Raw genomic sequence first — 20,665 nt, 5'->3', positions numbered from 1 at the left:
TGTAGCTAACTTATAGGCTACTGCCCAGGTCACGATTCCAAGCTGACCCATGCAAACACAGTGGAGAAACTCTACGCCAACTACGGGAGAAAAAACAAGCCCCGTGAAGGCCCCGGATTTGCTGTGCTTGCTGGCAGTTAGTCATTCCACTAGTGCGGCTTAGACGATTCGTTTGTTCAATTGTTTTCGAACGTTATAAGCAAAGTTCATATTCGAATCGGATGTTAGAAAATGCACTTTTTTGTGGCGATTGCGTTACACATTAGTGCATGCATTACGCAATCGCGTTACTTATAGAAACAGTCAATCAACCGCGATAGTAGCGTTGTGGAACAAATGGCATTTTGCTTACAAGCATTTGCACCTTTTTCCCACGTACGATTGCCCAGACCGCTGTATCGAGCGTGACATAAGCACTGTCGAGGTAACCCATTGCCAACGGCCCGCCCAGTGTCGGACCGAAACCGCCGCTGCACACGCTGCCGATGATCTCGCCGGCTTCGTTGACGATTTCTGCGCCTTCACGCACGGGTGTACGTTCTTGTGGCAGCAGGCCGACGCGTTTGCGCGCTACGCCATTCTGTTGCTGGGCGAAAACGTTCTCCGCGCCCGGGAAACCGCCTGCCCGCGCGCCATCAGCGCGGCGTGGCTTGGAGATCGCCCATAACAGGCTGGCTTCGATCGGCGTGGTCTCGGTGTTCATGTCGTGGCCATACAGGCACAGGCCGGCTTCCAGGCGCAGCGAATCGCGGGCACCGAGGCCGATGGCCTGGACTTCCGGTTCAGCGAGCAGGGCGCGGGCGAGTTTTTCCGCGTCGGCGGCCGGAACGGAGATTTCGAAACCGTCTTCACCGGTGTAGCCCGAACGGCTGACGAAGCAGTCGACACCCAGCAGACTCACACGGGTGAACTGCATAAAAGTCATTTTTTCAACCGAAGGTGCCAGTCGCGCCAGCACGGTGACCGCCGCCGGACCTTGCAATGCCAGCAGTGCACGCTCTTCGAACAGCTCCGTAATGGTGCACTGATCCCCGATGTGTTTTTGCAAATGTGCAAGATCCTGATCCTTGCACGCGGCGTTAACCACCAGGAACAGTTCGTCGTTGCCGAGATTGGCGACCATCAGGTCGTCGAGAATGCCACCGGTCTCGTTGGTGAACATCGCGTAACGCTGCATACCCACCGGCAGGTCGATGATGTCCACCGGCACCAGGGTTTCCAGGGCTTTGGCGGCGTTGGCGCCGGTCAGGCGAATCTGGCCCATGTGCGAGACATCGAACAGCCCGGCCTGCTCACGGGTGTGTTGGTGTTCTTTCATCACGCCAAGCGGGTACTGCACCGGCATGTCGTAGCCGGCGAACGGCACCATGCGGGCGCCGAGTTCGAGGTGCAGAGCGTGCAGCGGGGTTTTCGACAGTTGTTCGGTGGACATGCGTGGCTCCTTGAAAATGTGGTTCGAGGGTCGGGGCTAGATCAAGATCAAAGGCCCCTCACCCCAGCCCTCTCCCGGAGGGAGAGGGAGCTAGTTACGTTTCTCTCCCGGGGGGAGAGGGGGCTAAGTACGATCGTCTCCCTGAGGGAGGCCGAGTTGAATAAGGCTCAGCATTCGATAATGTTGACCGCCAGACCGCCGCGGGCGGTCTCTTTGTATTTGCTTTTCATGTCGGCGCCGGTCTGGCGCATGGTGCGGATGACTTTGTCGAGGGAGACGAAATGCTGACCGTCGCCTCTCATGGCCATGCGTACCGCGTTGATGGCTTTCACCGAACCCATGGCATTGCGCTCGATGCACGGCACCTGCACCAGTCCGCCAATCGGGTCGCAGGTCAGGCCGAGGTTGTGCTCCATGCCGATTTCCGCCGCGTTCTCGACTTGCTGCACGCTGCCACCAAGCACTTCGCACAACGCCCCGGCCGCCATCGAACAGGCCACGCCGACTTCACCTTGGCAGCCGACTTCGGCGCCGGAGATCGAGGCGTTTTCCTTGTAGAGAATGCCGATGGCCGCAGCGGTCAGCAGAAAGCGCACGACGCCGTCGTCGTTCGCGCCGGGGATAAAACGCATGTAGTAATGCAGCACCGCTGGAATGATCCCGGCCGCGCCGTTGGTGGGTGCGGTAACCACACGCCCGCCGTTGGCGTTTTCTTCGTTGACCGCCAAGGCGTAGAGGTTGACCCAGTCGAGCACCGACAACGGATCGCGCAACGCTGATTCCGGGTTTTTGCACAGTTGCCGATGCAGCGCTGCCGCACGACGTTTGACCTTCAAGCCGCCGGGCAAAATACCTTCGTTACGGCAGCCCGCAGCGACGCAGTCCTGCATCACCTGCCAGATTTTCAACAGGCCGGCGCGGGTTTCCGCCTCCGAGCGCCAGGCACTTTCGTTGGTCAGCATCACCTGGCTGATCGACAGACCGTAGGTGGCGCAATGACCGAGCAGGTCCTTGGCACTTTTGAACGGGAAAGTCAGTGGTGTGGCGTCTTCGACGATGCGGTCGGCACCGGCCGCGTCTTCATCGACGACAAAACCACCACCGACCGAGTAGTACTCGCGGCTGCGAATCTGCAGGCCCGCCGCATCGAAGGCGCGGAAGATCATACCGTTGGGGTGATAGGCCAGCGGCTTGCGGATCATTGCCAGGTGTTCTTTCTCGTTGAACGCAATGCTCTGTTCACCGAGCAGGTTGAGTCGGGCGTTACCGCGAATCTCTTGCAGGCGCGCGGCGACGGTTTCGGTATCGACGGTATCGGGGTGCTCGCCTTCGAGGCCGAGCAGCACGGCTTTGTCGCTGCCGTGACCTTTACCAGTGGCGCCTAGGGAACCGTAGAGTTCAACGCGAACGCTGGCGGTGGTGGTCAGCAGGTTTTCACGTTGCAGGCCTTCGGCGAAACGTGCGGCTGCGCGCATCGGGCCGACGGTGTGGGAACTGGAGGGGCCGATGCCAATCTTGAACAGGTCGAACACGCTTAACGACATGAGTGGTTCTCCGGTTTCTTGTTATAGGAATTGGCGGAAATATCAGGCTTGATGCGTTCCTTGTGGGAGCTGGCTTGCCAGCGATGGCGGTGGGTCAGGCAACAAAGATGTAGGCTGATCCACCCTCATCGCTGGCAAGCCAGCTCCCACAGGGATTTGTGGTGTTCTGGAGAAAGAGGCAGGTATTCCTGCCCCTCATTCCATTAAGCGTAGCTTTCGATCGACGGGCAGGCGCACACCAGGTTGCGATCACCGAAGACGTTGTCGACGCGACCGACCGGTGGCCAGTATTTGCCTTCAATCAGCGATGCTACCGGATAAACGGCCTGCTCGCGGCTGTACGGGTGAGTCCACTCGCCAACCAGCTCAGCCGCTGTGTGCGGGGCGTTTTTCAGCGGGTTGTCGTCCTTGTCCAGCGTACCGTTTTCCACCGCGCGGATTTCTTCGCGGATGCGGATCATGGCGTCGCAGAAGCGGTCCAGTTCTTCCTTGGATTCGCTTTCGGTCGGCTCGATCATCAGCGTGCCAGCAACCGGGAATGACATGGTCGGGGCGTGGAAGCCGAAGTCGATCAGGCGCTTGGCGACGTCATCGACGCTGATGCCGCTGCTGTCTTTCAACGGACGCAGATCGAGGATGCATTCGTGCGCCACCAGACCGTTGCTGCCGGTGTACAGCACTGGATAGTGCTCTTCGAGGCGACGGGAAATGTAGTTGGCGTTGAGGATCGCCAGTTGCGAAGCGCGTTTCAGGCCTGCGCCGCCCATCATGCGAATGTACATCCAAGTGATCGGCAGAATGCTTGCGCTGCCGAACGGTGCCGCGCAGACCGCGCCTTCCTTGCGTTCCATCTGGCCGTGGCCGGGCAGGAACGGGGTCAAGTGCGATTTGACGCCAATCGGGCCGACGCCCGGGCCGCCACCGCCGTGGGGGATGCAGAAAGTTTTGTGCAGGTTCAGGTGCGAGACGTCGCCGCCGAACTTACCCGGTGCGCAGAGGCCGACCATCGCGTTCATGTTGGCGCCGTCGATGTACACCTGGCCGCCGTTGTCATGAATGATCCCGCAGATTTCGCGGATGCCTTCTTCGAACACGCCGTGGGTCGACGGGTACGTGATCATCAGCGCGGCGAGGTGTTCGCGGTGCTCGATGGCTTTGGCGCGCAGGTCTTCGATGTCGACGTTGCCGCGGGCATCGCACGCGGTCACGACCACGCGCATGCCCGCCATGTTGGCGGTGGCCGGGTTGGTGCCGTGGGCGGACGAGGGGATCAGGCAGATGTCGCGGCGCTCATCGCCGCGGCTCTGGTGATAGGCGCGGATCGCCAGCAGGCCAGCGTATTCACCTTGCGAACCGGCGTTCGGTTGCAGCGAGATCGCGTCGTAACCGGTGGCGGCGCAAAGCATCGCTTCCAGCTCATCGGTCAGTTGCTGGTAACCGGCACTTTGTGCGGCCGGGGCGAACGGGTGCAGCGCACCGAATTCAGCCCAGGTCACCGGGATCATTTCGCTGGCGGCGTTGAGTTTCATGGTGCACGAGCCCAGCGGGATCATGGTGCGATCCAGCGCCAGATCCTTGTCCGCCAGTTTGCGCAGGTAGCGCATCAGCTCGGTTTCCGAGTGATAACGATTGAACACCGGGTGGCTGAGGATTGGCGACTGACGTACCAGCGCAGCAGGAATAGTGCTTTGAACCGAGGCGGCGAGAGCAGCGAAGTCCGGCAGGGTCTTGCCGTCGGCGAACAGGCCCCACAGGGTTTCGATGTCAGCCTGCGTGGTGGTTTCGTCGACCGACAGGCCCAGACGCTGAGCGTCGATCACGCGCAGGTTGATCTGCGCCGTGTGCGCCTTGTCGTGCAGTGCGGCGGTTTGCGCACCGGTGGCCACGGTCAGGGTGTCGAAGAAGCTGGCTTGTTCGACGTTTGCGCCCAGCACGGTCAAGCCCTTGGCCAGAATCGCGGTCAGGTGATGCACGCGATTGGCGATCTGCGTCAGGCCTTTCGGGCCGTGGTAGACGGCGTACATGCTGGCGATGTTGGCCAGCAGCACTTGTGCGGTGCAGATGTTCGACGTGGCCTTCTCGCGGCGGATGTGTTGCTCGCGGGTCTGCATCGCCAGGCGCAGCGCCGGCTTGCCGAAACGGTCAACGGAGACACCGACCAGACGGCCCGGCATGTCGCGTTTGAACGCATCTTTGGTGGAGAAGTAAGCGGCGTGCGGGCCACCGAAGCCCAGCGGCACGCCGAAGCGTTGCGCGGAACCGATGGCAACGTCAGCGCCGAACTCGCCCGGGGCGGTCAGCAAGGTCAGGGCCAGCAGGTCAGCGGCCACGGCTACCAGCGCGTTGGCGGCGTGGAAGCGTTCGGTCAGTTCGCGGTAGTCGAAGACATCACCGTTGCTCGCCGGGTATTGCAGCAGTGCGCCGAAGAACGGCGTCACGTCGGTCAGTTCACGCTCATCGCCGACCACAACTTCAATGCCCAGTGGCTCGGCACGGGTGCGCAGCACGTCGAGGGTTTGCGGGTGGCTGTGGATCGAGGCGAAGAATTGGTGGCTGCCCTTGTTCTTGCTCAGGCGTTTGCAGAAGGTCATGGCTTCGGCAGCGGCGGTGGCTTCGTCGAGCAGGGAGGCGTTGGCGATCGGCAGGCCGGTGAGGTCGCTGATCATGGTCTGGAAGTTCAGCAGCGCTTCGAGACGGCCCTGGGAAATTTCTGGTTGGTACGGGGTGTAAGCGGTATACCAGGCCGGATTTTCCAGGAGGTTGCGCAGGATTGGCGACGGCGTGTGGCAGTTGTAGTAGCCCTGGCCGATGTAGGTCTTGAACAGCTGGTTTTTGTCGGCGATGGATTTGATCATCGCCAGGGCATCGGCTTCGCTGAGGCCGTCGTCCATGCCGAGCACGCTGGTGCCCTTGATGCTTTCCGGGATGACGCTGGCGCTCAGGGCTTCGAGCGAGTCGAAGCCGAGGCTGTTGAGCATGGCTTGCTCGTCACCGGCGCGCGGGCCGATGTGACGGGCGATGAATTCGTTGGCAGTGCCGAGGTTGATTTGGCTCATGTCGGTATTCCTCAGGCTTCGGCTTGGGCTTTGATCAGACGGTCGTACGCGTCCTGGTCGAGCAGTTCGGCCACGGCCGATGCATCGCTTGGCTTGAAGCGGAAGAACCAGCCTTGCCCCAGCGGATCTTCGTTGACCAGTTCCGGGCTGTCTTCCAGTGCCGGGTTGGTCGCCAGTACTTCACCGTCGAGAGGCATGTACACGCCGCTGGCGGCTTTCACCGATTCCACGGTGGCGGCTTCGGCGCCTTTTTCGTAAGCCTGCAGCTCAGGCAGTTGCACGAACACCACGTCGCCGAGGGCGTTCTGCGCGAAAGCGGTGATGCCGACAGTAACGCTGCCGTCAGCTTCGGTGCGCAGCCATTCGTGATCTTCAGTAAAACGCAACTCGCTCATGGAAACTCCTCAGGGGCCAGACTCGTCTGGTGGACGCGGTGGAATAGTCGGGCGCGAAGGCCCTTATTTATGAGGGGTTGATTAGCAAGAATGCGGCCAAATTTAATTTGTTGTTATAAATCAAGTGGTTGTGTGTTTTTGTAAGCTCACTTGATTAGATGCGTGTAGCGAAATCGCTACAGGCGGGCGCGAGGAAAAAAGCTGAACGGGATCAAAGCCTTGCACAGCCGTGATTGAAGGACGATGTATCGATATCGTTCCGCTGTAGCGCTTTCAGTACAGGTCGAGGTCGTTTTCGAGCAGATTTTGAATCCGCCACAATCATTGTAGGAGTGAGCCTGCTCGCGATAGCGGTGTGTCAGACGTCGCAAATGTTGAATATCAGACCGCTATCGCGAGCAGGCTCACTCCTACAGGGGATTCGTGGTGGGTTCAGGGCTTGTTGGGGATGCCGTATTTGCGCAGGCGATGGGCGATGGCGGTGTGCGAAGTTTGCAGGCGGCTGGCCAATTGGCGGGTCGAGGGATAGCTGACGTAGAGTTTTTCCAGCAGCGCTCGCTCGAACGACTCGACCGCTTGCTCGAGGCTGTCGACGTCGCTGTCAGCCTGACGCGCGACCGAGGTGCCCGCAATATCGAGATCGCCAATATCCACCAGGCTGCTCTCGCAAATCGCCGCCGCGCGGAAGATCACGTTCTGCAATTGCCGTACGTTGCCCGGCCAGCGATTGCCGAGCAGCGCCGGGTAAGTCCCGGGGGCGAGGCGGCAGACCGGGCGCTGGATCTGCGCGCAGGCCTGCTGCATGAAATACCGCGCCAACAGCAGAATGTCCTGGCCGCGCTCACGCAGCGGCGGCACTTCAACGTTGAGTACGTTGAGCCGATAGAACAGGTCTTCGCGAAACAGCCCTTCGCTGACCATTTTCTCCAGATCACGGTGAGTGGCGCTAAGGATGCGCACGTTGACCTTCACTTCGCGATCACCGCCCACCCGGCGGAAGCTGCCGTCGTTCAAGAAGCGCAGCAGCTTGGCCTGCAAGTACGGCGACATTTCGCCGATCTCATCGAGAAACACCGTGCCTTGGTTGGCCAGTTCCATCAGCCCCGGTTTGCCGCCACGCGCCGCGCCGGTGAAGGCGCCGGGGGCGTAGCCGAACAGTTCGCTTTCGGCGAGGTTCTCCGGTAGCGCTGCGCAGTTCAACGCCAGAAACGGCGCGCTGTGCCGCGCACTGATCGCGTGGCAGGCACGGGCGACCAGTTCTTTGCCGGTGCCGGTTTCGCCTTGAATCAAAAGCGGCGCGTCGAGGGCGGCGACTCTTTGCGCGCGGGCCTTGAGCGTGCGGATTGCCGGGGATTCGCCAAGCAGTGCATCGAAACCTTCGGCGTGGTCGTGGTGCAGTGCCGAGAGTTGTTCGCCGATGCGGTTCGGTTGGTACAGCGTCAGCAGGGCGCCGGCGTCGGTGATCGGCGTGGCGTCGAGCAGCAAGGTCTGACCGTTGACGGTGATTTCGCGCAGCGGCAGGCGGAAGCCGTGTTCGAGCAAGGTGTCGAGCAGGGCCGGATCGTTGAACAGTTCAGAGACGCTTTCACCCGCCGGCTCACGACCGTACAACGCGATCAACGCCGGGTTGGCCAGCAGCACCTTGCCGGCGCTGTCGAGCGCGAGTACCGGGTCGGTCATCGCCGCCAGCAACGCATCGAGCTGCAAGTGCCGACGCTGGCCAGGGAGGATGTCGACCACGGTTACCGCCTCGACGCCGAGCACGCGAAACAAAGCATCTTTCAGCTCTTCGAGCACTTGCGGGCTCAACGTTGGCGCGTCGATGTAGACGTTTGGCGGGATCATCTCCACCGCATCCAGATTGAGATTGCGCCCACCGAGGATAGCCAGGACTTCCTGGGTGATGCCGACGCGGTCGATGAAACTGACGTGGATACGCATGGGGCGGTTCAGTGATCTGCAGAGCGGAGGGTGGCAAGTATGCCTTGGGCTTGGAGAGAGGTGAAAGCAAAAGCACCCTCACCCCAGCCCTCTCCCAGGGGGAGAGGGGGCCGATAGTGGAATGCTCACGAGGTACGCCGACCTGAAAATACGGCTGTGAATCCATAATCGACTCGGTCTTTCAGGTCGATGTCTGCCATCAGACACTTCGGTCAGTCCCCTCTCCCTTTGGGAGAGGGCTAGGGTGAGGGGCTTTTGAAGTTTATTCGAAGTGCTCAAGATTGACCGGATCCCCGGATTTCATATCAAGTTGCTTGCGGATGTCTTCAAACATCATGTCGTAATGCTTGTGAACCGAGCCGATCTGGCTGTGCGTCTTGGGAATGCCGTACTTCTCGGCGATTTTCGTCACATTGTTGGCAAAGTTGTAGGCCTCCTCTTTGGGCAGGAAGAAGGTCTCTTTCATGTCCTTGCCCTGAAGGTTGCCATGCATCGTGAACTGGATGCCTTTGCCTTTCTGCGGATCGGTGAACACTTCATAGTCGAGGTGCACGTTGTAACTGACGTCATCCGGCGTCAACGCATGCCGCTCAATATGCAGATGACCGGGTTCAAACTGGGCCATGGGTTTCTCCTTTCAAGGCATGGGAGAAGGGCAGACCTCGGGCCTGCCCCCGGAGTTTCTAATTATCGGTAAGTGATGCCCGGCTTCGCCGTGGTCACGCGAGTACCGGCAGTACCCTGGACAATCGCTTCGATATCCGCCAGCGAACCGATCACCGCGACCTTGCCAGTATGGCGTGCGAATTCGCAGGCTGCCTGCACCTTCGGCCCCATGGAACCGGCAGCGAAGCCGAGGCGTTCGAGTTCGTCCGGGTGCGCTTCGGCAATGGCTTTCTGCGTCGGTTTGCCGTAATCGATGAACGCCGCGTTGACGTCCGTGGCGATCACCAGCAGGTCGGCTTCCAGTTGCTCGGCGAGCAATGACGAGCAAAGATCCTTGTCGATTACTGCCTCGATGCCTTTGAGGTTGCGGTTCTCGTCGTACATGGTCGGGATGCCGCCGCCCCCGGCGCAAATAACGATGCTGCCCTTGTCCAGCAGCCACTTGATCGGGCGGATTTCGAAGATGCGTTTTGGCCGTGGACTGGCGACGACACGACGGTACTTATCGCCATCCGGGGCAATCGCCCAGCCTTTTTCGGCGGCGAGTTTTTCCGCTTCGGCCTTGTCATAGACCGGGCCGATCGGTTTGGTCGGGTTCTTGAACGCGGGGTCGTTGGCGTCGACTTCAACCTGGGTCAGCAGGGTGGCAAACGGCACTTCGAAGTCGAGCAGATTGCCCAGTTCCTGTTCGATGATGTAGCCGATCATGCCTTCGGTTTCGGCACCGAGCACGTCCAGCGGGTAAGGGGTGACGGAGGTGTAGGCCGCCGCTTGCAGCGACAGCAGGCCGACTTGCGGGCCATTGCCGTGGGCGATGACCAGTTGGTTGCCGGGATGGATCTTGGCGATTTGCTCGGTGGCGATGCGGATGTTGGCGCGCTGATTGTCAGCGGTCATCGGTTCACCACGGCGGAGCAGGGCGTTACCGCCCAGCGCTACGACGATACGCATGGTGCATGTCCTTCTAATCAGAGGAGAGGCGAACAACTCGATCTTCCTGCCGGAACCGGGATCCCCTGTGGGAGCGAGCCTGCTCGCGAAGGCGTCAGATCAGTCGACATCTCTGTTGAATGACCCACCGCTTTCGCGAGCAGGCTCGCTCCCACCTTTGGAACCGGTTCCTTCAGTGGGAGCTATTTCAGTTACAGATCAGCCAGGGTCGAGACCAGAATCGCCTTGATCGTGTGCATGCGGTTTTCCGCTTGCTCGAAGGCGATGCAGGCTGGGGACTCGAACACGTCGTCGGTCACTTCGATGCCGTTTTTCAGGTGCGGATACTGCTCGGCAATCTGTTTGCCGACCTTGGTATCACTGTTGTGGAACGCCGGCAGGCAGTGCATGAACTTGGTGCGCGGGTTGCCGCTGGCTTTCATCAATTCAGCGTTGACCTGATACGGCAGCAGTTGCTGGATGCGCTCGGCCCAGGCTTCCACCGGCTCGCCCATCGACACCCAAACGTCGGTGTGGATGAAGTCGACGCCTTTGACCGCCGCTTTCGGGTCTTCAGTCAGGGTGATACGTGCGCCACTTTCTTCTGCATATTTGTGGCAACGCTCGACCAGATCATCCAGTGGCCACAGGGCTTTCGGTGCACAGATACGCACGTCCATGCCGAGCTTGGCGCCGACCAGCAGCAGCGAGTTGCCCATGTTGTTGCGCGCATCGCCGAGGTAGGCGTAGCTGATTTCATGGATCGGCTTGTCGGCGTGTTCACGCATGGTCAGTACGTCGGCGATCATTTGCGTCGGGTGATATTCGTCGGTCAGGCCGTTGAACACCGGCACACCGGCGAACTTGGCCAGCTCTTCGACGATTTCCTGTTTGAAGCCACGGTACTCGATAGCGTCGTACATGCGCCCCAGCACGCGGGCGGTGTCCTTCATACTTTCTTTGTGACCGATCTGCGACGAGTTCGGGTCGATGTAGGTGACGTTGGCGCCTTGGTCGTAGGCCGCGACTTCAAAAGCGCAACGGGTACGGGTCGAGGTTTTTTCGAAGATCAGGGCGATGTTGTTGCCCTTCAGGTGTTGTTGCTCGGTGCCGGTGTATTTCGCGCGTTTGAGGTCGCGGGACAGGTCGAGCAGGTAACGCAGCTCACGTGGGGTGTGGTGTTCCAGGCTGAGCAGGTTACGGTTGTGAATGTTAAAAGCCATGATGGATCTCCTTCGGTGTCGGTTATCCCCCCGGCCGCGCTGGGTAAGCTGCGGCCAGGGCTCAGAGGTTTAGTAATCGATCGGATCGCGGATGATCGGGCAGGTCATGCAGTGGCCACCGCCACGGCCGCGGCCCAGTTCACCGGCGCTGATGGTGATGACTTCCACGCCGGCCTTGCGCAGCAGGGTGTTGGTGTAGGTGTTGCGGTCGTAGCCGATGACCACGCCCGGCTCCACGGCCACCACGTTGTTGCCGTCGTCCCATTGCTCGCGCTCGGCGGCGAAGCTGTTGCCGCCGGTTTCCACCACGCGCAGTTTCGGCAGGTTGAGGGCTGCGGCGACGGTGTCGAGGAAGTTGGTTTCTTCGCGGCGAATGTCGATGCCGCCCTGTTTGCTTTCGTCAGGGCGCAGGGTGAACGCGACAATCTGGTTCACCACTTCCGGGAAAATCGTCACCAGGTCGCGATCGCAGAAGCTGAACACGGTGTCGAGGTGCATCGCCGCGCGGGACTTCGGCAGACCGGCGACGATGACTTTTTCCACGGCTTTGTTCTTGAACAGGTTCAGCGCCAGTTGGCCGATGGCCTGACGCGATGAGCGTTCGCCCATACCGATCAGCACCACGCCGTTGCCGATTGGCATGACGTCGCCGCCCTCGAGGGTGGAGCTGCCGTGTTCCTTGTCCGGGTCGCCGTACCAGATCTCGAATTCGGCGTTGGTGAACTGTGGGTGGAATTTGTAGATAGCGGCGGCCAGCAGGGTTTCCTGACGGCGCGCTGGCCAGTACATCGGGTTCAGTGTCACGCCACCGTAGATCCAGCAGGTGGTGTCGCGGGTGAACTGGGTGTTCGGCAGCGGCGGCAGAATGAAGCTCGAATGGCCGAGGAAGTCGCGGAACATCTGGATGGTCTTGCCACCAAAGCTGTCCGGCAGATCATCGGCAGACACGCCACCAATCAGGAATTCGGCAATGTGCCGTGGTTCCAGGCTTTTCAGCCAGGATTTGACTTCGTTGATCAGGCCCAGGCCCACCGAATCGGCGGTGACCTTGCGCTCGAGAATCCAGTCCAGTGCCTCAGGGTTAGCGACGATGTCGGTCAGCAGGTTGTGCATTTCCAGCACGTCGATACCGCGCTCACGCATTTTGGTGACGAAGTCGAAGTGGTCGCGCTTGGCCTGAGCCACCCAGAGCACGTCATCGAACAGCAGTTCATCGCAGTTGTTCGGGGTCAGCCGCTGATGGGCCAGACCTGGGGAGCACACCATGACTTTGCGCAGTTTGCCGGCTTCGGAATGGACGCCGTACTTAACTTTTTCCGTGGTCATTTCAGATCCTCCAGATAACAAATCAATCAGGGATTACAGAGTCAGGAAGCCGTCGTAGAGACCGTAGGCAGCCACCAGGGCACCCACGACCACAGCGGCGAAAATCAGCTTCTCGACGTTAGTGAAAATCGGTTGTTTGAGTTCCAGCTTGGCCTTGGCGAACAGGATCGCGCCGGGTGCGTAGAGCAGGGCCGAGAGCAGCAGATACTTGACCCCGCCGGCATACAGCAGCCACACCGCGTAGATCAGCGCGATGCCGCCGATAATCAGATCCTTGCGCCGTTCGGCCGCGAAGCCTTCGTAGCTTTCGCCGCGTACCGCCAGCAGCAGGGCATAGGCTGCCGACCACAGGTACGGCACCAGAATCATCGAAGTGGCGAGGTAGATCAGCGACAGGTAGGTACTGGCCGAGAACAGCGTGATGATCAGGAAAATCTGCACCATCGCGTTGGTCAGCCACAGCGCGTTGACCGGTACGTGGTTGGCGTTTTCCTTGCGCAGGAACTCCGGCATGGTGTGGTCTTTGGCAGCGGCGAACATGATCTCCGCACACAGCAGCACCCACGACAGCAACGCCCCCAGCAAGGAGATGATCAGACCGACGCTGATCAGCACCGCACCCCAGTGACCGACCACATGCTCAAGCACGGCCGCCATCGACGGGTTCTGCAGTTTCGCCAGTTCCGGTTGGGTCATGATGCCCAGCGACAGCACGTTCACCAGCACCAGGAACAACAGCACGGTGATGAAACCGATCACGGTGGCTTTACCAACGTCCGAGCGTTTTTCGGCGCGGGCCGAGAAGATGCTCGCGCCCTCGATACCGATGAACACCCAGACGGTGACCAGCATCATGTTGCGCACCTGGTTCATCACACTGCCCAGATCCGGATTTTTGATGCCCCAGATGTCGGCGGTGAAGATGTCCAGTTTGAAAGCGAACACCGCGATCAACACGAACAGCAGCAGCGGTACGACTTTGGCGACCGTGGTCACCAGGTTGATGAACGCCGCTTCCTTGATCCCGCGCAGCACCAGAAAGTGCACCGCCCACAACAGCACCGAGGCGCCAATCACCGCAGCAACGGTGTTGCCCTCACCGAAAACCGGAAAGAAATAGCCGAGAGTGCTGAACAGCAGAACGAAGTAACCGACGTTACCCAGCCAGGCACTGATCCAGTAACCCCACGCGGACGAGAAACCCATGTAATCGCCAAATCCGGCCTTGGCGTAGGCGTAGACGCCGCCGTCCAGGTCAGGCTTGCGATTGGCGAGGGTTTGGAAGACAAAAGCGAGGGTGAGCATGCCGACAGCGGTGATGGCCCAACCGATAAGTACCGCACCGACGTCGGCGCTGGCGGCCATGTTTTGCGGCAAGGAGAATATCCCGCCACCGATCATTGAGCCGACTACCAATGCAACCAGTGCACCTAGTCGTAGTTTTCCGGGAGCTTCAGACATTTGCATGACTCCATTGCAGGAGAGAAGAGATCACAGCGTAGTTCTGTTGTCTGTTCAAACAGCTGACTTAGATCAGTGCATGGTCACATTCCATTGTTAATGAATGACTTAGGCTTCGACTGAAGGCATAAATATCCTGCCCGCAAGGCCCGTCCTAGAGGCGTTGTGGCTACATTGTTGGGAATGGCTATTATTACTTTCGAATTATGACGCTAGTTCTTTTTCAGCTTTTGGCAAATTTTCAGCCTCTGTTTTCAGTACAGAATTGATTTATCAGGATCAGCGCACAAAACTGTCTTAACGTGCTAGGCGTTAGCGTCATCCGCTATATATAAACAGGCGTTAACTGGCGTTACCTGATAAACGTCATCTACCTTTATCCGTTTAGTTAATAGTTGTTACAAATGCACGCTCACCACACTTCAAAGGGAAACTGAAATGTCGCAACCGACGCAAAAGCTGCGATTAGGCGCGTTGATCGCCCTGGTGGTGGGTTCGATGATTGGCGGGGGGATTTTCTCGCTGCCGCAGAACATGGCGGCACGCGCCGATGCCGGGGCGATCCTGATCGGTTGGGGGATTACCGCGATCGGCATGCTGACTCTGGCGTTCGTCTTTCAGACCCTGGCCAATCGCAAACCCGAACTGGATTCCGGCGTGTATGCCTACGCCAAGGCCGGGTTTGGCGACTACATGGGCTTCTCGTCGGCGTGGGGTTACTGGATCAGTGCGTGGCTGGGCAACGTCGGTTATTTCGTCTTGCTGTTCAGCACCCTCGGTTACTTTTTTCCGGTGTTTGGCCAGGGCAATACGCCAATCGCCATCGGCTGCGCCTCGGTGCTGCTGTGGGCCGTGCATTTTCTGGTGATGCGCGGGATCAAGGAAGCGGCGCTGATCAATCAACTGACCACGGTGGCCAAAGTCGTACCGCTGATCATGTTCATCGTCATCGCGGCGGTGGCATTCAAGGCTGACATTTTCACTCGTGACATCTGGGGCACCAGCAACCCGAATTTCGGCGGGGTGATGGATCAGGTGCGCAACATGATGCTGGTCACGGTGTTCGTGTTCATCGGCATCGAAGGCGCCAGCGTGTACTCGGCGCGGGCGGAAAAACGCAGCGACGTCGGTCGCGCCACGGTCATCGGTTTTGTCGGCGTGCTGGCGCTGCTGGTGCTGGTCAACGTGCTGTCGCTGGGGATCATGAGCCAGCCGGAGCTGGCGAATCTGCAGAACCCGTCACTGGCGGCGGTGCTCGAGCACATCGTCGGGCCGTGGGGCGCGTTGTTGATCAGCATCGGGCTGGCGATTTCACTGCTCGGTGCGTTGCTGTCCTGGGCCTTGCTGTGTGCGGAAATCCTCTTCGCCACGGCCAAGGACAAGACCATGCCGGCGTTCCTGAAAAAGGAAAACAAGAACCATGTGCCGGTCAACGCGTTGTGGCTGACCAACGTGATGATCCAGATTTTCCTGTTGATTACGCTGTTTTCGGCGGGCACTTACACCAGTCTGATTTATCTGGCGTCGTCGATGATTCTGGTGCCGTATCTGTGGTCGGCGGCGTACGCGGTGCTGCTCAGCGGACGTGGCGAAACCTATGAGCATGCCTCGGCCGAACGCACCAAGGACCTGCTGATCGGCGGCATCGCGCTGGGGTATGCGGTGTGGTTGTTGTATGCCGGCGGGGTGAAGTATTTGCTGCTGTCGGCGTTGCTGTATGCGCCGGGGGTGATCTTGTTTGCCAAGGCTAAGCATGAACAGGGCGAGCCGTTGTTCACCCATATCGAGAAGGGCATTTTCACCTGCGTGGTTATCGGTGCGGGACTGGCGGCGTATGGGTTGTACAGCGGTGTGCTGTCGTTGTGAGGTTGTCGCTTGGGTATGCGCCGCCGTATGACTGGGAGGCGATGTTGGGGTTTCTGGCGGCGCGGGCTGTGGTCGGGATGGAGGTTGTGGTCGACGGAGTGTACTCGCGCAGCATCGGGTTGAACGGGCTTCATGGCACGGTTTCAATTTGGCCTGAGGCAGGGAATGCCTTGGTCGTTGAGCTGGATTTTCCTGATCCGTTGATGGTGCCCGAGATCGTTGTCAGGTTGCGGCGGATGTTTGATCTGGATTCGGATCTGACGCTGATGCAAGGGCATCTGGCAAATGATCCGCTGCTGGCACGGTTGAGCGCCGAGCGTCCGGGGTTGCGGATTCCCGGAGCGTGGGATGGCCTGGAACTGGCGTTTCGCGCGGTGCTCGGGCAGCAGATTACCGTGGTCGCGGCGATTCGTCTGGCGGGGAAACTGGTTGCGCAATATGGCGCGCCGCTGGATTCGAGTGTGCCTGGATTGACCCATGTGTTTCCCGAGGCGCAGGTGCTGGTAGCGGCAGATCTGGCGGCGTTGGGCATGCCGAAAAGTCGCGGGCGGACGTTATCTGGGGTGGCGCAGGCGTTGCTGGATGAGCCTTCATTGTTCAAGCCGAATCGTGAATGTGGCGTGGCGCGGTTGTTGGCGTTGCACGGGATTGGCGAGTGGACGGCGCAGTACATTGCGCTGCGCCAGTTGCGGGATATGGATGGGTTTCCGACCGGAGATGTCGGGTTGTTGCGAGCGCTGGAGGTGCTGGAAGGCGAGCGGCCGACAGCGCGGGAATTGGCTTTGCGCGCTGAGACCTGGCGGCCTTATCGAGGGTATGCGGCGCAGCTTTTGTGGACATCTTTGAGCCGGGCAGATTGAAACATCATCGCTCGGCCTGAAATTGCAGCCCTCACCCCAGCCCTCTCCCGGAGGGAGAGGGGGCCGACCGAGGTGTCTTGCGCGATCCACCGACCTGAAAGCCCGAGTCGATTATGGATTCAGCGCCAATCGTACAAGTCGGTGAATCTCTCGAATATCCCCCAATCAGTCCCCTCTCCCTCTGGGAGAGGGTTAGGGTGAGGGGCTTTTTTAAGCCCACCGTGGTTGGTGAGAACCCAATTCCGTAGCCGGCAAAGCCCATTGAATAGATGTGCCGCTGATCTTCACCGGCACCTGCAAGCGATGCGCCGGGCCCCACGGGGTCTGTTCCAGAAATGAACCCTGATCCTGCTCATCTTCCGCCCGCATTGCCTCATTCGTCCCCGGCCCATGCTCGACCAATAACTTCGCCGTCCGCGCCAGTGACAATCGCGCCGAGCCACCGCGACCCGTCTTAAAACGCTCGGCCAACAGTCGGAGCACGCTTGCCGCCATCAAATATCCGGTCGCATGATCCAGCGCCTGTACCGGCAACGGCGTAGGTTTGTCGGCCTGCATCCATTGCTGCCCGGCATCGGCGATGCCGCTGCTCATCTGCACCAGGCTGTCGAAACCTCGACGGTTCTGCCACGGGCCGCTCCAGCCGTAGGCGTTGAGGCCGGCGTCGATCAGGCCCGGCGCGAGCTGGCGACGGCGCTCAACGCCGAAACCAAGATTCTCCAGCGCATCGGCGCGGTAACCGTGCAGCAGAATGTCAGCGTCTTTCAACAATCCTTCGAACACCGCGCGATCAACCGGATCATGCAGGTTCAACCGCGCGCAACGTTTGCCGAGGGTCATTTCCGGAATGACACCAGGCTCGTTCCAGGTCGGTGAATCGATGCGCAATACGCCGGCGCCAAGGCCCGCGAGAAAACGGCTGGCGGTGGGGCCGGCGAGCACGCGGGTCAGGTCCAGAACCTTGATCCCGGCCAACGGTTGCGCCACCGAGCCTCGCCAGGTTTGGCTGCTTTCATCTTGCGAATCGATGAAATGCACCAACGGCTCGGCATTCACCGCCAGCCCCTGCGGATGCGTCTGCCACTGTGCCCAGCTGCGCATTTCGGCGGCGCAGCCCTTGGCGTCTACCGCCGCTTGCTCCAGATCCGTGCTCGTCCATTGCGCGACTTTCGCCGCCATCGCGGCACGATCGGCGCAGGCACCCAGCACGCGTTCAGCGGCGGCGCGGTGATGCGGGGCGTTGGTGTGCAGGCGGATCCAGCCATCCTGTGTGGCGTAGTCGCCTGCGATCGGGTCCCACAGTGGTGGCACTTGCCAGCCGAGGGGGCGGATCGAGGTCGAGAACCAGAACGAGGCCAGGCGTCGGTCGACTTCTACAGCGGGCAAATGACCGGTCTGTTGCTCGATCAATTGGCTGACAGCCTGACCGGCCGCGGCCATGCTGGCGCAGGCAAGGTCAGTGACGGCGAACGCCGAGGGCAGGGCGCCGCGCTCGGTGAACGGAACCGGCGTGTGTAGCAAGCCGAGCGCGGCTTGAATGGACGTGAGTAAATCAGTCATCGAAGGCCCTCCGGAGCGAGAGGGCGATGATAGTGCAAAACATCATCGGATTAGATGAAAGCTCCTGTAGGAGTGAGCCTGCTCGCGATCGCGGTGGGTCAGTCGACACATGCTCCACTGATCCACCGCGATCGCGAGCAGGCTCACTCCTACAAGGGAAATGCAGTGTGGCTTAGACGCGGAACTGATCCATCAATTTCATCTGCTGGCTGGCCAGGGCATTGAGCTGGCTGCTGATCGCCGCCGATTCGGTGGCTTGCTCAGTCAGCGTTTCGGTGACGGTACGAATCGCCGAGACGTTGCGGTTCACTTCTTCCGCCACCGCACTCTGCTGCTCAGCCGCACTGGCAATCTGCAGGTTCATATCGCTGATCACCGTCACCGCATCGCTGATCTTGCCCAGCGCATCCACGGCCTGACGAATCTGTCCGGCGTTGTTATGCGCCTGAGTCTGGCTCGAATGCATGGTCGCGACCACACCCCGCGTACCGGTCTGAATCCGCTCGATCACAATGCGGATTTCCTCCACCGAATCCTGCGTGCGCTTGGCGAGGTTGCGCACTTCGTCGGCAACCACCGCAAAACCACGGCCGCTCTCACCGGCGCGGGCCGCTTCAATCGCCGCGTTGAGGGCGAGCAGGTTGGTCTGTTCGGCGATGCTGCGGATCACCTCCAGTACCGAGCCGATCTGCTCGCTGTTGACCGCCAGTGCTTCAACCTCGGTCACTGCCTTGCTGACTTCATCGGCCAGTTGATTGATGTCGCGGGTGCTGCGCTCGATGATCGACATGCCGTCCTTCGCCGACTGATCGGCACCTTTGGCGGCATTGGCTGCGTTGGATGCGCTGTTGGCGACGTCGTGGGCGGTGGCGCTCATTTCGTTGGAGGCGGTGGCGACCTGGTCGATCTCGCGGAACTGCACCTGCATGCCTTCGCTGGTCTGGCGGGCGATTTCCGAGGACTGGTCGGCGGTGCCGCGTGCTTCGGTGATGCTCTGTTTGATCTGCGCGATGGTCGGTTGCAGCTTGTCGAGGAAGCGATTGAACCAGTTCACCAGTTCGCCCAGTTCATCCTGCTTGCTGTAGTTCAGACGTTGGGTCAGATCGCCTTCGCCGCTGGCGATGTTCTTCAGCATTTCGGCGACGCTGTTGATCGGTCGGGTGACGCCGGACGCGGTCAGCCAGATCAGCAACAGGCCAACCAGACCGGCAACCACGGCGACCAGCAGTGCAGTGATTACGCCGGTTTCCTGAGCATCGTCGAGTACCGCTTGCAGTTTTACCGAATCGGCTAGCAGCACTTGTTTCGGCAGGTCGATGACCACGCCCCAAGCGCGCGAGTTGCCGATTGGGTCGACCGGGTAAACGGCGCGAATCAAATCACCTTGTTCGAGAATCTTCGGTGTGCCGGAGCTCAGCAGTTGCAGCACATCTTTGCCATCGGCGCCGAGGGTGTCGCTGATCTTTTTGCCGACCTTGCTCGCGTCGGAACTGTCGGCCGCGAGCACGCCGCTGCCGGAGACAATCAGCATATGCCCGGCGTTGTTGAACAGGCTGCGCTGGGAATCCACGGCCGCCGCTTGCAGGGCGTCGAGAGCAATGTCGACACCGACCACGCCGATGGCTTTACCGTCGACGATCAACGGCACAGAAATGGTCGTCATGAGCATTTCCTTGCCCCCGACAGTGTCGGCATACGGGTCGAGCAGGCAGGTGCGTTTGTTGTCGCGAGGGCAGGTGTACCAGCTGTTGTAGGGCGTGCCGCTGACGCTGAGGGTGGTTTTGGTCAGGTCTTCTTCGACCATGATGGTGTTCAGCGAGGCACCGGCGGCGCGGCTCCAGTACGTGGCAAAACGCCCGGCTTCGTTGGACTGACGCGCGGCGTCGTTGGCGAACTCGCTGTCCTTGCCGTCGAGAGCGTTCGGTTCGAAGGCGAGCCAGATGCCCAGCACTTTGTCGTTGCGCTCAAAAGCGCTTTTCAGGCTCAGGTTCAACTCTTCGCGCAAGGCGCCGGCGTCCAGCGAACGCTTGGCGGCCATTACCCGCATGTCCTTGATCTGATCCGCTACGGCAGTGATCACCGTCAGGCTTTCGCCGAAGGTTTTCTGCACCCGCACGGCTTGCTCGGCGGCTTTGGCTTGCAACAGGTTCTGCACGCTGGCGGTGAGCAACTGGTTGCTGGAGTTACTGACCAGTTCGTCGTTCTGGTTGGTCTGGTAGATGTTCATGCCGACGATCAGCGCAACCACACCGAGCAGGCACAGACCGGAGAGCAGAACGATTTTCAGGCGAATGGACAGAGCGTCGAACATGGGGCGATCTCGCGAATGAATATACGGGTGGCAGGCGGATATGAACTATCCGGTTCGCCAAATCCATTCAGCGCCATTCAATGCTCATCGGCGT

Annotated in this window: 14 protein-coding genes; 2 read left to right on the top strand and 12 right to left on the bottom strand. The window is 60.1% G+C overall.

Annotated elements, in window-relative coordinates:
• Positions 1-307: 307 nt before the first annotated feature.
• The 10 genes from gcvT to arcD (PspR84_RS22305) form a co-directional block, all read right to left on the bottom strand.
• Positions 308-1,432 (bottom strand): glycine cleavage system aminomethyltransferase GcvT, encoded by a 1,125-nt coding sequence (gene gcvT / locus PspR84_RS22350; protein WP_160059171.1) that lies wholly within the window; start codon positions 1,430-1,432, stop codon positions 308-310.
• A gap of 167 nt (positions 1,433-1,599) precedes the next feature.
• Entirely contained in the window at positions 1,600-2,976 is a 1,377-nt protein-coding gene (locus tag PspR84_RS22345; protein WP_160059170.1) for an L-serine ammonia-lyase, read from the bottom strand.
• A 203-nt stretch (positions 2,977-3,179) separates the two neighbouring features.
• Positions 3,180-6,032 carry an aminomethyl-transferring glycine dehydrogenase gene (gene gcvP, locus PspR84_RS22340; protein ID WP_160059169.1) on the bottom strand — a complete coding sequence of 951 codons (2,853 nt, stop codon included), beginning with the start codon at positions 6,030-6,032 and terminating at the stop codon, positions 3,180-3,182.
• 11 nt (positions 6,033-6,043) lie between these two features.
• Positions 6,044-6,427, bottom strand: coding sequence for a glycine cleavage system protein GcvH (gcvH, locus tag PspR84_RS22335; protein ID WP_160059168.1), 384 nt, complete (start codon positions 6,425-6,427; stop codon positions 6,044-6,046).
• Between the two features lie 432 nt (positions 6,428-6,859).
• On the bottom strand, positions 6,860-8,368 hold the full coding sequence (locus PspR84_RS22330) for a sigma-54-dependent transcriptional regulator (RefSeq protein WP_160059167.1): 1,509 nt from the start codon (positions 8,366-8,368) through the stop codon (positions 6,860-6,862).
• Between the two features lie 262 nt (positions 8,369-8,630).
• Positions 8,631-8,993, bottom strand: a complete 363-nt coding sequence (locus PspR84_RS22325; RefSeq protein WP_007908047.1) for a DUF5064 family protein — start codon at positions 8,991-8,993, stop codon at positions 8,631-8,633.
• A 62-nt stretch (positions 8,994-9,055) separates the two neighbouring features.
• Positions 9,056-9,985: a carbamate kinase gene (gene arcC / locus PspR84_RS22320; RefSeq protein ID WP_141126304.1), complete on the bottom strand. Its 930-nt coding sequence runs from the start codon at positions 9,983-9,985 to the stop codon at positions 9,056-9,058.
• 191 nt (positions 9,986-10,176) lie between these two features.
• The gene (locus PspR84_RS22315; protein ID WP_008086805.1) at positions 10,177-11,187 is read right to left on the bottom strand and encodes an ornithine carbamoyltransferase; all 1,011 of its coding nucleotides are present in this window, start codon (positions 11,185-11,187) and stop codon (positions 10,177-10,179) included.
• Positions 11,188-11,256: 69 nt separating this feature from the next.
• On the bottom strand, positions 11,257-12,513 hold the full coding sequence (gene arcA, locus PspR84_RS22310; protein WP_160059166.1) for an arginine deiminase: 1,257 nt from the start codon (positions 12,511-12,513) through the stop codon (positions 11,257-11,259).
• A 33-nt stretch (positions 12,514-12,546) separates the two neighbouring features.
• On the bottom strand, positions 12,547-13,974 hold the full coding sequence (gene arcD, locus PspR84_RS22305) for an arginine-ornithine antiporter (protein ID WP_008086807.1): 1,428 nt from the start codon (positions 13,972-13,974) through the stop codon (positions 12,547-12,549).
• A 438-nt stretch (positions 13,975-14,412) separates the two neighbouring features.
• Here arcD (PspR84_RS22305) and arcD (PspR84_RS22300) point away from each other — a divergent pair, with 438 nt between their 5' ends.
• Both arcD (PspR84_RS22300) and PspR84_RS22295 read left to right on the top strand, forming a co-directional pair.
• On the top strand, positions 14,413-15,840 hold the full coding sequence (arcD, locus tag PspR84_RS22300; RefSeq protein WP_160059165.1) for an arginine-ornithine antiporter: 1,428 nt from the start codon (positions 14,413-14,415) through the stop codon (positions 15,838-15,840).
• Positions 15,837-16,700: a DNA-3-methyladenine glycosylase gene (locus PspR84_RS22295; RefSeq protein WP_160059164.1), complete on the top strand. Its 864-nt coding sequence runs from the start codon at positions 15,837-15,839 to the stop codon at positions 16,698-16,700. The genes arcD (PspR84_RS22300) and PspR84_RS22295 overlap by 4 nt, the downstream gene beginning before the upstream one ends.
• 210 nt (positions 16,701-16,910) lie before the next feature.
• Here PspR84_RS22295 and PspR84_RS22290 read toward each other — a convergent pair whose 3' ends face one another.
• Together PspR84_RS22290 and PspR84_RS22285 are read right to left on the bottom strand one after the other, a co-directional pair.
• Positions 16,911-18,260 carry a CoA transferase gene (locus tag PspR84_RS22290; protein ID WP_160059163.1) on the bottom strand — a complete coding sequence of 450 codons (1,350 nt, stop codon included), beginning with the start codon at positions 18,258-18,260 and terminating at the stop codon, positions 16,911-16,913.
• A gap of 172 nt (positions 18,261-18,432) precedes the next feature.
• Positions 18,433-20,571, bottom strand: coding sequence for a methyl-accepting chemotaxis protein (locus PspR84_RS22285; RefSeq protein ID WP_160059162.1), 2,139 nt, complete (start codon positions 20,569-20,571; stop codon positions 18,433-18,435).
• Positions 20,572-20,665 lie beyond the last annotated feature (94 nt).

The sequence above is a fragment of the Pseudomonas sp. R84 genome (assembly GCF_009834515.1).
Lineage (GTDB): Bacteria > Pseudomonadota > Gammaproteobacteria > Pseudomonadales > Pseudomonadaceae > Aquipseudomonas.
The sequence above is the reverse complement of the archived record's forward strand: the minus strand, read 5'-3'. Positions and strand labels throughout refer to the sequence as shown.